The organism is Rhodoflexus sp. (assembly GCF_053489755.1).
Map to the genome: position 1 here is coordinate 42,601 of NZ_JBRCHD010000011.1, position 14,183 is coordinate 56,783.

At 38.3% G+C, this 14,183-nt stretch carries 12 protein-coding genes; 11 read left to right on the top strand and 1 reads right to left on the bottom strand.

Annotation, left to right across the window (positions count from 1 at the left end; all coding sequences use genetic code 11):
• The first annotated feature begins 17 nt into the window (after positions 1-17).
• Positions 18-689 carry a hypothetical protein gene (locus ACWIP2_RS02180; RefSeq protein WP_448518256.1) on the top strand — a complete coding sequence of 224 codons (672 nt, stop codon included), beginning with the start codon at positions 18-20 and terminating at the stop codon, positions 687-689.
• A gap of 101 nt (positions 690-790) precedes the next feature.
• Here ACWIP2_RS02180 and ACWIP2_RS02185 read toward each other — a convergent pair whose 3' ends face one another.
• Complete coding sequence (locus tag ACWIP2_RS02185; RefSeq protein WP_448518257.1) at positions 791-2,260, bottom strand: DASH family cryptochrome; 1,470 nt, start codon at positions 2,258-2,260, stop codon at positions 791-793.
• A 733-nt stretch (positions 2,261-2,993) separates the two neighbouring features.
• Between ACWIP2_RS02185 and ACWIP2_RS02190 the strand changes: the two genes are divergently transcribed.
• From ACWIP2_RS02190 to ACWIP2_RS02235, 10 genes are all read left to right on the top strand, one after another.
• Entirely contained in the window at positions 2,994-3,224 is a 231-nt protein-coding gene (locus tag ACWIP2_RS02190) for a single-stranded DNA-binding protein (RefSeq protein ID WP_448518258.1), read from the top strand.
• Positions 3,173-3,328 (top strand): single-stranded DNA-binding protein, encoded by a 156-nt coding sequence (locus ACWIP2_RS02195; RefSeq protein WP_448518259.1) that lies wholly within the window; start codon positions 3,173-3,175, stop codon positions 3,326-3,328. The genes ACWIP2_RS02190 and ACWIP2_RS02195 overlap by 52 nt, the downstream gene beginning before the upstream one ends.
• 263 nt (positions 3,329-3,591) lie before the next feature.
• On the top strand, positions 3,592-5,394 hold the full coding sequence (locus ACWIP2_RS02200) for a CFI-box-CTERM domain-containing protein (protein ID WP_448518260.1): 1,803 nt from the start codon (positions 3,592-3,594) through the stop codon (positions 5,392-5,394).
• The gene (locus ACWIP2_RS02205; RefSeq protein WP_448518261.1) at positions 5,381-5,752 is read left to right on the top strand and encodes a hypothetical protein; all 372 of its coding nucleotides are present in this window, start codon (positions 5,381-5,383) and stop codon (positions 5,750-5,752) included. Before ACWIP2_RS02200 ends, ACWIP2_RS02205 begins: the two co-directional genes overlap by 14 nt.
• Positions 5,753-5,772: 20 nt before the next feature.
• On the top strand, positions 5,773-8,253 hold the full coding sequence (locus ACWIP2_RS02210; protein ID WP_448518262.1) for an Hsp70 family protein: 2,481 nt from the start codon (positions 5,773-5,775) through the stop codon (positions 8,251-8,253).
• Between the two features lies 1 nt (position 8,254).
• On the top strand, positions 8,255-8,749 hold the full coding sequence (locus tag ACWIP2_RS02215; RefSeq protein ID WP_448518263.1) for a tellurite resistance TerB family protein: 495 nt from the start codon (positions 8,255-8,257) through the stop codon (positions 8,747-8,749).
• Positions 8,750-8,937: 188 nt separating this feature from the next.
• Positions 8,938-10,734, top strand: a complete 1,797-nt coding sequence (locus tag ACWIP2_RS02220) for an ATP-dependent nuclease (RefSeq protein ID WP_448518264.1) — start codon at positions 8,938-8,940, stop codon at positions 10,732-10,734.
• 229 nt (positions 10,735-10,963) lie between these two features.
• Positions 10,964-12,763 carry a choice-of-anchor Q domain-containing protein gene (locus ACWIP2_RS02225; protein WP_448518265.1) on the top strand — a complete coding sequence of 600 codons (1,800 nt, stop codon included), beginning with the start codon at positions 10,964-10,966 and terminating at the stop codon, positions 12,761-12,763.
• A 194-nt stretch (positions 12,764-12,957) separates the two neighbouring features.
• On the top strand, positions 12,958-13,740 hold the full coding sequence (locus tag ACWIP2_RS02230) for a Dph6-related ATP pyrophosphatase (RefSeq protein ID WP_448518266.1): 783 nt from the start codon (positions 12,958-12,960) through the stop codon (positions 13,738-13,740).
• A 322-nt stretch (positions 13,741-14,062) separates the two neighbouring features.
• Positions 14,063-14,183, top strand: a 121-nt coding sequence (locus tag ACWIP2_RS02235; protein ID WP_448518267.1) for a transposase, incomplete at its 3' end; no start/stop codon positions are given.

Here is a 14,183-nt window from a genome sequence, read left to right on the forward strand (position 1 = left end):
ACCTAACATCAAACTTTATGAACCAACGATTTAAAGTCGGTATTGTCGTGCTTGCATTGGCAGCGACAATCTTCAGTTGCGGAGGCTCAAAGTCCGAAGGAAAAATGGAGGAAGGCGAGAAGGTTGGGATTACGAATGCCCTCGACAAGATCCAAGACATGGCAAATGCAGTAGAGCAATCGCAGAAAAATGCAGAGCAAAAGTTGCAAGAGCGCATTAGGCGCGGCGATACTTTGGCTATTCCCTACGCCGAGCTTGCCCGTTTCATTCCCGATGCTATTGATGATTTCAAATCGGAGACAAGCGAGCTAAGAGGCGAAACCACTACTACAGCCGGTATGAGCGTTTCTACTGTCCGCAAAAAACTTGTGAACGGGGACAGCTATATCAGTTTTGAACTCACCGACTATAACAGCGGCGCAAATGCTGCGGCGCAGGGCGCATTGGCGATGTTTAGCATGGCCGCTGAAATTTCGATGGAAAACAACGAGATGAAGCAAGTAGGCTTTAAGCAAGGATCTGAAATTAAAGGCTCAATTACTTTGCAGAAGAACAGACAAATAGCAGAGTTGGCAGCAGTTATTGCCGGCAGATTTTTAGTCAAGGTAGAAGCCAACAATCAAACAGACATAGAGGGGATCAAAGACTATTTCCAGAGGCTCTCACTCAACGAGTTGTCTGCCCGCTGATCGTGAGCGGAGAAGACTCAAACGCAATCTGTCGTTTAGAATGTGAGTTATTAATCGCAGCAGTGCAGTATAAGTTGCATCCCTTGCGATTAAATTTTGCGCTACCCTTTCAGCCATTTGCTGTTTTTGACGATGGGGAAGGGGTAGTTGCCGCCCAATTGAATGCCGTAGCTTTGCAGTTCGCTGCGGTTCAGGTCGCCGACGACGTGAACGGTCGCGGCAGGAACAGGTTTCAGCACAGGCAGCCAGTGTTTGACAAACGCACCTTGCGGGTCATACTGTTTGGCTTGTTTGAGGATGTTGAAGTAGCGGTTTTCGCGCGGGTCATTGCCGATGCCTGCCACATAGTTCCAGTTGCCCCAGTTGCTGCAAACGTCGTAGTCCAGAAGGGCATGCTCGAAGTACATTGCGCCCCATCGCCAGTCAATTTTCAGGTCTTTGACCAGAAAACTTGCCGCGTTTTGTCTGCCGCGATTGCTCATAAAGCCCGTAGCTGCCAGTTCCTGCATATTGGCGTCAATAAACGGAATGCCCGTTTTGCCGTCCACCCATTTTTGGAAAAGGCTTTCGTTTTGCACCCATTGCAGGCGCGCGTCTTGCTTAATTCCCCCTTTTTTGAACAGGCGCGTACCGTATTTGAGCGCCACAAAACGGAAATAATCGCGCCAGATGAGTTCAAAAATCAGCCAGTAGGTGCTATCATTTTTGACTTTTTTTGCTTCGTATTGCTGCACTTGGTCAAAAACGTAGCGCGGCGAAAGGCAGCCCAGCGCCAGCCAGGGCGAAAACTTGGACGAAAAATCAGCGCCCAGCAATCCATTGCGGGTTTCCTTGTAAACTTTGAGCAGGTCTTGTTTCCAGAAATACTGTTGCAGCCGTTCCAGTGCCGCCGTTTCACCGCCTTTGAACGTTACCAAAGCGCGGCTGTCAGGTTCAGGCGCTTCCAATCCCAAATCTTCCAGCGTCGGGATAGCGCCGATTTCCACCGTAACGGGGTTCAGCTTGGCAGGAACGGGGAAAATATCGCGCACGCGGGCAGCTTTTTCGGTCTGCTTGCGAAATTCGGTAAACACATCGGGCAGCAACTCAATATTGCGGAAAGGAATATCATCCACGTGGTACAGCGTGCTTTGCCAAAAAGTAAACATCCGTGCGCCGCGTTGCTGTAAAACGCTTGCTACGGCAGCCTCATCAGCTAATTCTTCGGAAGTTACTTCCTGTGAGGCGTAGAGTAAGGTAGCGCCGGTTGCGCTTTGCAGTTCGGCAACCGCTTCGGCGGGTTTGCCTATGCGCACAACCAAATTGCTGCCGATGCCTTGCAGCCGTTGGCGCAGGTCGGCGATAGCTTCCAGCAGGAATTGTGCCCTTCGCGCCCCCGTTTTGGTAAAGCCCAATTGGGTAGGCTCAAATTGACGCGGGTCTATGCAAACAAAGGGAACGACATTTTTTGTGCGGACAGCGGCTTTGTAGAGCGCTTCGTTATCGTGCAGGCGCAAGTCGTTGCGCAACCAGACCAGTACGGTATTTTCCATTGCAGGTAATAACCGATGTGCAATGGAATTGTTACGCATGGGTTGATTGATTTACCTTAAACGATAACCAGTTATACACAGTAGCATCCGAAATGCGAAAAAACATTTAGTTTAGCTGTATATAAATCACGCTTGACACAGAAAGGCGAAACTATTTGAGAAAGCTGCGCAAGAAAGAACGCGACCAAAAATGCTATATTAAGATTTCTGTCATTCCTTAGATGCAGGCTTATCTGCACAGACCATCGTCGAGGTTTTGTAAATTTAACTATCACGAAAAGGACATTGTTAAGTTGTTAGATAATTTAGACTTGCGCTATACGCAAATACAAGCGCTCATATACCGTTCACAAAAGTCCTGCATATGGTTAGATATTGCAGGCGGCGTGCAATGGCTAAAATCGTTAGCAACGCTACGTTTCAGAATAACAGATTACGCGTGCAACGATTGACTTTAATTTGCCCGCAAAACACTTGCGCTTGTATACATTACCGTCAATACCGATCAAAGAAATACCTCTTTGAAGGACAGCAAGGCGAACAGTACGCACATGTAGCACACGGCAGGTATTCCGAAATGCTATGCAAAAAACTAAGATTAACAAGCAAGTCGGCATACCCGGCTTACGCCATAGTTTTGCTACACACCTATTGGAAATAAATATAAGAACTACTGGGACATAACGCCATCAAAATAACACTTCGTTATACACATGTAAGTAAAAAATACGTTTCCAACATTAAAAGCTCATTAGATACGCTGGAATAGCCTATGAAAGGTTTTAATAAAGTAACGCTTATTGGACATGCAAGTGATATCCCTGATGTAAAAACACTTAGTAATCAGTTAAAAGTAGCTAAGTTGATATTAGCAACCAATGACAGCTACAAAGACGAACAGGGGCAACTACATACCCAAACTGATTGGCATACAGTTATTTTTGGCGAAATATGGCAGATATTGCTGAAAAATATATCAAAAAAGGCAGTTTTTTGTATGTAGAAGGCAATCTCAAAATGCGAAGCTACGAAGACGAGTCAGGAAAAAAGCGTTATATTACCGAAATAATAGCAGAAGAAGTCTTGCTTTTAAATAAGAAATCATAGCTGTTGCCTTATGCGCATTTTGTATTGTCGGTTGGATTGGCGCAAGTCATATTGCTATTGCGCAGGTTGTATTGCCGCAATGCGCATTTTGTATTGTCAGCTGCTTCAACTATCTGTTCATCCAATAGTTAAAGTGTTTTTTAACCTAATTTGTTTAAAAGCATATCAATGCTTATTATTGCTGTAAGGATATGCGCTGATTGCGTATATTAACTAGTTGCCTGCCATTTTAAAGAACGACAAAACGAAAAACTGAATTATAGATGAAATTTGTAAATCCTTATGAAGTCTTAGAACTTGACACGCCAGACAACAGCGAAGTCAAAAAGGCTAAACGTAGAAAACTAACCGAGTTTGACTTATCGGATGATGGAAGTATTGAGTTTAAGAACCTCAAAATCTACAAAGCAGACTTTTTAAAGGCTACTGACGAGTTAGACAACGAACAGAAAAGCCAATTTTATTGGAGTATCAAAAACAACCCTGAATTAAGTAATTTTCTTAGTTCAGGAGATACTTGGTTTTTTGCCAACTACCAAACACACCGAATTTTTAGCAATCCTGATTTTATTGAGTTTGTAAGCCCATATTTTGCCTACCAATATAACAAAGTCATTTTTCAGACCTTTAAAGAAGGTAAGACAAGCCTACTAAAAAAACTTGTTGCAAATCCAATCTTAGTAAGCCCTAACCAAACAGACAAGGCATATCAAAACCTTAGAGAATTTATTAGCAATCAAATACAGGAATTACACCAAATCCGAATAGATATTGAAAACGAAGAAACTAATTATCAAGAAGATAGTGTAGAAGATGTTTTTTCAGATTTGCAAAAAATGATAAAAATCAATATTTACAACATCTTACCTAACTACTTTCAATCACAGCGTAATGATATTGCTCAAAAATTACGCAATATTTCAGTGGCAGTTTTTAATAATCTAAACAGTTCGGAAGTTGCTTTGCAAATTATAGAATTTGCTTTGAAACTAAATATCAATAATTTGACAAAGCGAAATCTTGAAAAGGACTACAATCAAATTGCTGAAATTCATAAAGAACGAGCAGAAGCAGAAAAGTATGCCCCTATACTTCTAAAATATGCTCTTGCCATTCGTCAGTTGCAAGAATTGATACAAGGAACTGAAAATAACAATAATGTTAGTAATCTTGTATCAAAAGTAAACAATCTTGTTAATATTGATGATTTGAATGAACAGCCTGATGTATTTGATGAAATACGTGAACAAGTAGCATTAGCAATTATGGCTTTATCGGTTGCAGTTTTTAACGAACATAGCGACCTTGAAACAGCAACCTCATTGATTAAAATTGCTCAGAAGATCAATGTAAGTGATAATGAAACGAAACAACGAATTAGAGAAGCAGCAAGAGATTTACAAGAAATTGAGCGAAAAAGAACAGCACATCAAAGAGAAGAATTGAACCAACTTATTGGTGTTATTTCAAATATAAATTTGCAAATACGCATACATAGTGCATTGGCAGTTAATCAAGATAAAGTAAAAGAATTTCTTGATAACTTGTTTTCACGAAATAACCTTGCTCAAATTGCAAGTTTCAGTCATTCTGATTTGAAAAGAAAGTTAGTTGATGAATTACTTGAACTTTGCGAAAGTTTACAAACTAATTATGCAAGAAGCTTTATTGCAAGATTATCTGAAATTGGCAAAAATGATTATTCTTTGAAAAGTCATATAGAAAATTCAGTCGATAGGGCAGGCAGAAAAATACAAGGAGAAGCATTAAGAGTTATGCAACAGCAACAAAGTCAAGCATCAGCCAACAATTCAAGCAGTTGTTATATTGCTACTGCCTGTTATGGTGATTGTGATGCACCCGAAGTAATGGCTTTTCGTGATTTTAGAGATAGGTTTTTGCTGAAAAATATCTTTGGGAGATATTTTGTAACAATTTACTATTACTTTTCGCCATTTTGGGCTGAAAAATTGAAAAACAGACCTAAAATTAATGCATTTGTGCGTAAGCATATTTTAAACCCAATTTATCAACGAATTAAAAAACAGAATAATGCAGACATATAAATTTCCTGAGAGTGAGAAAGTGTTTTTGGATATGCTCAACCAAATTTTTGAGATTGAGAAAAAATTGGAAAAAATCCAAGAAGCCAACACTATTTCACGAAATCTAACAAATTTGAAAAATTTGTTTGAAACTCGTTTGTACGAAAAAAGTCAATCAGGTTTAACGGTTCATAATCCATTGGGCGAAGCCTACGACCAAACTCGTTTAGACTGCGAAGCAAGTATAGCGGGAGAAAGTACCGAAAATTTGGTAATAACGGAAGTTATCAAACCAATTATCAGACTTAAACAAGGCGGTTTAAACCAAATTGTTCAAAAAGCAGTCGTTGTGGTTCAATCTAAAAATTCAATTTCTTAATTCAAAAACAATTCACGATTATGGAAAATATGATAAACTTTGGCATTGACTTGGGGACTACCAACTCAGTTATTGCCAAATTTGTAAAAGGTGAAGTACAAATATTTAAGCATCCGTCTACTTGGAAAGAGACCCTTCCTTCTGTCGTTGCTTTTCGCAAAGACAGAGTTTTTGTGGGCGATAAAGCAAAAGAATTTGCTGAAAAAGACCCCAAAAATGTGATTTCACGTTTTAAACGTAAAATGGGAACTTCCGAAAGTTATAAAATTCCTGTACTCAACCAATCCAAAACACCTATTGAACTCTCGGCAGCGATTTTAAAGGAGTTGAAAAATTTTGTTCAGACAGGCGAAGTATTAGATAGCGTTGTAATAACTATTCCTGCATCTTTTGACACAATCCAATCCAATGCCACCAAAGAAGCAGGGCTACAAGCAGGTTTTAAACAAGTAGTTTTATTGCAAGAACCTATTGCAGCAAGTTTGGCTTATGCAAATAAAAAGAAAGACAAAGAATTAGCAGACGGACAATGGTTAGTTTATGATTTGGGTGGTGGCACTTTCGATGTTGCCTTAGTAAAAATAAAAGAAGGGGAAATGAAAGTTCTTGACCACGAAGGCGACAATTTCTTAGGCGGAACAGACTTTGATGATGAAATAGTTCGTAAATTAATTATCCCAAAATTAGAAAAGGCAGGTAAGTTTTCCGACTTGGAAAGCCAAATGACAAGTGCATCAGGCAAGTACAATGGAAAATTTTTAGCATTTCGTTTTTTAGCAGAGAAATTAAAAATTGCATTATCCTCTCAAACATCAGAAGAAATCAACGTACAAATTACAGATGAAGAAAGGAATGACATAGACGAGTATATTACAATTTCTCGATCAGAGTTTGAGAATATCATAAAACCAAGCATAGACTCAACTATTGAAATGGTAAAGAAGATACTTGTTCGTAACTCTTTGAGCTCAAAAGATATACAGTTTGTGTTAATGGTGGGTGGTTCTACTTTTATTCCTTATGTTCGCAAAAGAGTAGAAGAAATGTTGCAAATTCCTGTAAATTGTGATATAGACCCCACAACAGCAGTTGCTATTGGTGCCGCCTATTACGCAGGTACAAAACCAAAATCTTTTGAGACAGACGAGAAGGAGAAAAAGAATGTAAGCCTAAAAATAAAAATGGCTTACGAAAAAGCAAGTAAAGAAAAAGAAGAATATTTTGCTGCCAGAATTGAAGGTAATACAGCAGGTTTAACTTACAGGATTACAAGAGAAGATGGCGGTTTTGACACAGGACTAAAACCATTGGCTAAACAGATAAACGAAGATTTACCTTTGGTAGAAAATGCCTACAATTTCTTTAAGTTTGTGGTTTATGATACTCAAAACAACGTTGTGGAAACAGATGCTGAACTTATTGGTATCAATAGCGGGTACGGTATCACAGGACAGCCTTTGCCTAATGATATTTGCCTTGAAGTTGATGACTTAGAATTAGGCAGAACAAAACTTGAATTGATTTTTCAAAAAAATTCCGTTTTACCAATTCGCAAAACAATTACAAAACCACTAAACAAAACACTTGTAAAAGGTTCTAACGAAAGTGTAAGAATTTCAATATTAGAAGGTTCACACTTGGCATTGCCCGAAGCAAATCTAAGCATTGGTTTTTTAGAAATTAAAGGAAACCAAGTAGTTAGGGATATTTCAAAAGGTTCGGATATTGAAATTACGATTGAAATTTCTGAAAGCAGAGATTTAACCATTTCAGCCTATTTGACAATGGCAGACCAAGAATTTAAACAAATTTTCAACCCAAAAGAAAGGCATACGCCTATCAACGTTTTAGTTGAGCAAGTGGAAGAACTTTCTGAAAAATTGGAAACTGAAATTTTGGAAGCAACAGAAAGAGAAGATTATGAAACCGCTAAAAATTTGCAGTCTTTGAAAAAACAAATGACTGAAATTCAGGAACAAAGCGAAAAACTAACTAATGACGACATTACAGACAATCGTTATCAATTAGAAGACCGCAAGCGAAAAATTGCCCAAGAAATTGATAATGCAACCAAAGACAAGAGAACACAAGTAGCCAAAAATGACTATTTGGAAACAAAAGAAAAATGTGAAAAACTCATTAATGACAATGGTAACGACTATGAAAGAAAAGTTTTTAACGATATAGTTTCTCGTGAAAAGGCTTTTTTAAGTTCAAGTAGTCCATTGAAAATTCAAGAAGCAACAGACGAATTGCATACTTTGATTATTCAAATTCTTTGGCGAACACCAGAATTTATAGTAGGTATTTTCAAAGACCTTGCACAAAATCAACGAGTACGTATGAATGACCAACAACAAGCAGGAATATTGATAGAAGCAGGAGTAAGAGCAATCAAAGAAAACGATTGGGAAAGATTAGGGGAAGTAAATCAACGACTTCTTAATTTATTACCCAAATCAGTTCAAGACCAAGTTAAACAAGGTAAAATAGGGTTCTAATATGAAAAACATAGAATTTAGAAAAATCCTCTTCAAAGGTGCTTTTTTCGTTATGGCTTGTGACGGAGAAGTTGCAGAAAGCGAAGTTGCGGAGATGAAAGAAATGCTTACAAACTCGCCATATTTTGACAGTTTAGACCACGAAACAGAGTTGAAATTAGCGTTTACAGACTTGAAACAAAATGGCTCAAAGTCAATACAGATGTTTTTTCAAACTTTGGAAAGTTCAGATTTGTCTGAACGTCAAGAGTTACAAATGGTTGAAGTTCTTGTAAGAATGGTACAAGCAGACAACAAGGTAGATGACAACGAACTTGTTTTTATGCACAATGTTAAAAACCGACTGAAAAAACTCTCAGACGAGAAACTAATTGTGCATTTTCCAAGACACATAGACATTTTACTTGATTTAGGTAAATTTAGTGCTAAACCGTTACAAACCAATTTGGAAACAATAGACTTAAACGCATTTGATAACTTAAATCTAACGAACTGACAAAGTGTGGAAAAAGCAAAAACGGCAGGCAACATTGCATTGGCAAAAGCGGGGCAGAAGTGCTAATTTAAACATTTGTGCTTTCTATAAACAGAAGTGCTTTACACAACTTTTGTGCTTTTAAGCCCCCGCCTTCGCCAATGCTTTTCCGTTGTGGGCTATTTTAAAGAACGAAAAACAAACCGAGAATGTCAGAAATAAGAATAAACTCTATCAAGATTAAAAACTACCGCTCTTTTGGCGAAGAAAAAGAGTTTACATTTCCAAACAAGAACTACAAAAAGCCCATTGCGATAGTTGGTTACAATAACTCAGGAAAGACAAATTTGATGAATTGCTTGCTATTGGGGACAGGGACTAAATTTATTTCAAAAGAGACATTTGATATAACTGATTTCCATAATCTTAAAATAGGAAATATCCCATATTTTAATATCAATATTAGCAGTAGTACAGAGAGAAAATATGATGGAAAACTTGCGTCTTTAAATGGAACTCACGAGTTAGTAATTCAGACTGATGGGCAATCGGTTGAAGGGGCTAAACTACAATCTAAATATCCTGATGGAAAAGACAATTATCAATCATTTGGGGCAAATAAATACTTTAATATTTTCTACATCAATTTTCATAATATCAAAGATGAAATTAAAACTCAAAGAACAAGTTGGGGTAATTTGACATCATTTTTAGCCAAACACATAAAGAAAATTGTTGATACTGATGGTGAAATGGCTAAAAAACAAGAAACCTACGAACAAGAAGTAACAAAGGCAACGGATAAAGTTCTTGAAAATTCCCAACTCAGTGCTTTTATAGACAAGATTAAGGAAAACTACTCTACCAATTTGCGAAATAATTATTGTGATGTGAAATTTGGTTTGCCCGACTATGAAGATATTTTTCTACAAATGATTTTTAAGGTTGGCTTGAATGGCGACAATGCAAATTTAATCCCTATTGACCACTTTGGAGATGGCTATATCTCAATGTTTGTAATGGCTGTTATTCAGGCTATTGCAGAAAGCAGTACAGATGATAAGTGTTTATTTCTGTTTGAAGAACCTGAAAGTTTTTTACACGAAAACCACCAAGAGTATTTTTACAAGACAGTTTTATGTAATTTAGTGGCAAATGAACATCAAGTAATTTATACTACTCATTCGGACAGAATGGTTGATATTTTTGATACCAAAAGTATTATTCGGATAGAGTTTGACGAACAAAGCAAGCAAACTGTTAAGAAGTATAATAATGTTGGTGAGTTTTCGCATACAATGCCAACAGATGATAAGGGAAAAGAAATCATATCTTTTGCTAACTTCAATAGTTATATTAAGTCAATAGAACCAAACTTAAATAAGATTTTATTTAGTCGCAAAGTTGTGTTAGTGGAAGGCCCAAATGATATTTTAGCCTATAAAATTGCTACTGAAAAGGAAGTAGAGAAGGTAACAAATAACAGAAAATATGCAGAAACTTACCTTAGTTTTCTAAATATTGCTTTTATTGTGCATCACGGCAAAGCAACAGCTTATTTGTTGATTGATTTATGTAAGCACTTTGGATTAGACTACTTCGTAATTAACGATTGGGATTTTGACAATGATTTTGTAGATGAACTTAATAACTGTCAAGATGAAAATGGCTTAGCACAAAAAGAATTTCATAAGACTTATGGGCATAAGGACAAAACTGAGAAAACTAATAAGTCTATGATTACAACAAATTGGAAACTTCTAAAAAGTGCAGGAATTGATAAAATTCACTTCAACATTCCTAAACTTGAAGTAGTTTTAGGCTATCAATCAGACGACAAAGACAGTTTAGGCATACTAAATACCATTCAGGCATTGACAGATTATCCTAAAACTTTTTTACCTACAAAGTTGAAAGAGTTTTTAGAGTTGGACAAATTGATTGCCCGAACAACCAGCGTAAGTACAACAGAAAACAGCGAACTTGAAGATGAACTACCATTTTGAAAAATAAAAACAGCCCACAACATTGCATTTGTGGCAAGGCGGGCAGACGTGCTAAATGAAACATTTGTGCTTTCTATTGGCTTTTGTGCGTGTGGAAACGATAGTGCTACAAAGCCCGCCCTGCACAAATGCTTTTCCGTTGTGCGTGATTATGCTACTAAAAACTATAAACATTAATTTTAAACGTTTAAACGAAATGAAGAAGATTTCTCTTTTTTTCTTAATCTTTATGGCATTGAAAATCCAACTTAATGCTGAGGTTTTCAACATCGCTAATGGTGATGTGACAGGTTTGATAGCCGCTATCAATGCCGCAAACGCCAACAGTGAAGCCGATATTATCAACTTGGCTAACAATGGAATCTACAATCTGACCGCAGTGAATAACACCATTTCCAACCCTAACATTGGAGGAGGAAATGGACTGCCTGCTATCATCAACAGCTTTTCGGGGACAGGGGCAGATATTACTATCAACGGAAACGGAGCGACTATTCAGCGAAATACAACAGCCGATTTGCGTATTTTGGTCATCTCTGGAGGCGGTACGGAAGTGGTCATCAACAACGTAATCTTCAAAAATGCCAAAGCCACTCTCAACGGCGCTTGCATCGCCGCTATGTGGAAGAACGTCAAATTGACTATCAATGGCTGTACCTTTGAAAACAATGTATTGACTCCCGTAGGCTCTAATACCGAAGACGGCGGCGGAGCTATCCTAATTCATGAAGGCTTTTTGACCGTTACTAATACTCTCTTCAAAGGAAATACTGCGCCCAACGGCGGAGCTATCAAGTGCTTACTCTCTAATATGACCTTGACCAATTGTACTTTTGAAAACAACCAAACCACAGGCACAGGCAACAATGGAGGGGCAGGCGTGATAATAGATGGAGCGAAATTTGATGGCGCTGCAAGAGAGATTAACATCACACTCTGCAAATTCATCAACAATACTGACATCAAGCAAGGTGGGGGGCTGTTTTACTATACCTACGGCAACACTATCGGTGTAGTGGATAAGTGTTATTTCAAGGGCAATACCTCACCTTCGGGCGGCGGCATGCACGCGGGAGTGGATAACAGTAGCAATAACAACCTCACTATCAGCAACACTACTTTTGATGGTAATATTGCTTCGGGAGCTGCAGGAGGTTTGAACATTTATTCGCCCAATGTCACAAATTTTACTGTTATTATCAATAATTCTACTTTTGCCTTCAACCGAGCCAATGGCGGCACGGCAGGCGGCGGGGGAGGGGTAGCTAATTTCGGCAGTACGCTTTCGTTCAATAACTGTACGATTGCCAAAAACTCAACTAATGCCTTTGGTGGGGGAATCGCTGGACATGGAGGCTCTATCACGCTCAAAAACAGCATTATTGCGGAAAATACCGCCACTAATAATTTTGGGGCTTATGGGGTAAATAACATTCAAAGAAATTGTGCCTCAGGTGGCTTTCAAGCAAATCCAGCCCCTTATTTTATCAATGGAGGCAACAATTTAGAGTGGCCTCAAAGAACCGACCTGACAAACAATGGTTTATGTACCCCAAATATTACGGTAGCAGACCCCAAATTAGATGATGCTGTAAAAGACAACGGCGGTCCTATTCCAACTCTGGCAATCTTGTCAGGAAGTGCTGCTATCAATGCTGGTGCGAGCTGTACGATTACTGACCAGCGAGGCGCTGTTAGAGTGGGAAACTGCGACATTGGGGCTTTTGAGTTCGAAGGGGTGGTTACAAGTCTATTTGATAATACAATAATAAAAACAAGACCTATCGTGTTTCCTAATCCGTCTTTTAATTGTGAATTGAACATCAAAGTACCACAAGAAATGATAGGCAAAAAAGTTAGTATCAAACTTATCAATTTACAAGGGCAAGAAATAACGAATAAGTTTCACACAATTACAGAAACAGAGTTTAAATGGAGTGTAGAAAACCATTTACAAGGTGTTCATGTTTTAGTCATACAATCAGACCACAATCAATACCATTATAGAATTATACTTAGCGAAAAATAACCACGCATAACATTGGCTTGGCGACAAGCGGGGCTGAAGTGCTAATTTGTAGTGAAGTGCTTTTTATTTGCTTTTGTGCTTGTGTGAAGTGCAGTGCTTTTAAACCCCGCCTACGCCAAGCCTTTTCCGTTAGCGGCAAGCATTGCGGACACGGCAGACACGACAAATACTAACTTTCCAAAACAGGCAAACAATTGAAAGAAAAAATCATATTTAATTGGAGTGGTGGCAAGGACTCTACTTTGTGCTTGCATAAAATCTTGCAGACACAGCAATACGATGTAATGTGTTTATTGACCAGTATCAGCGAACAATATCAACGAATTTCAATGCACGGTGTAAGAGTTGACCTGTTGGACACTCAAGCAAAAAGTATCGGCCTGCCTTTAATAAAAATGCAAATACCCGAAATGCCGACAATGGAAATGTATGAAAAGGTGATGACAACGACTTTGACAGATTTAAAAACTAAAGGGGCTACAGCATCTGTCTTTGGCGATATTTTCTTAGACGATTTACGAAAGTATAGGGAAACTAAACTATCTGAATTAAATTTAAAAGGAATTTTTCCATTGTGGGGAATCTCCACCGACAAACTTATCCGAGAATTCATTGATTTAGGATTCAAGACAATTATTACTTGTGTAAATGATAAATATTTAGACAAAAGTTTTGCGGGGAGAATAATTGATAATGATTTTTTAAAGGATTTGCCCGACAATGTTGATCCTTGCGGGGAGAATGGAGAGTTTCACACTTTTGTTTTTGATGGACCAATTTTTAAAGAACCAGTTCCATTTGAAAAAGGAGAAATTGTTTACAGAAAATACATGTCAGCAAAACAAAAAGAAAATTCAACTTATAACTGTAACACCACTGACAAAGACAATGCGGATAATCCCTTTGACAGTGGCTTTTGGTATTGTGACTTATTATTACCGCAGAAAGTTTCACAAGATCAGTATGCAAGCCGCTAACAGCACACTTGCAATAGGTGAGGTTTCGTAATCCGCAGACAGTTTTGTGGTAGCCCAGAGTTCAGTTTTCCGAATGAAAATTTGTGGTGAAAAGCCCGCCCATCGCAAATCTGCAAAACGTTGTGGGCAGGCATAAAGAACGAAAAATATAAAACCAAAATCCAAAAAAATGATTAGAAGCTATCTCAAAACTCAATTTTGCGTATGTATGTTATAGAAGTGAGCTTTATTTGATTATCTATGGATTTAACAGATATGCAGTGGGAGCGCGTATCGGTTGTCTTTGAGCAACCTCATGCAGGAACTGGTCGTCCACGCAGAGATGCCAGAGAAGTACTCTGGCGGGATTCTTTGGGTGCTGCGAACAGGTGCAGCATGGAAAGATTTGCCGGACAGATATCCGCCCTATCAAACCTGCCATCGCCGCTATCAGCAATGGGTAA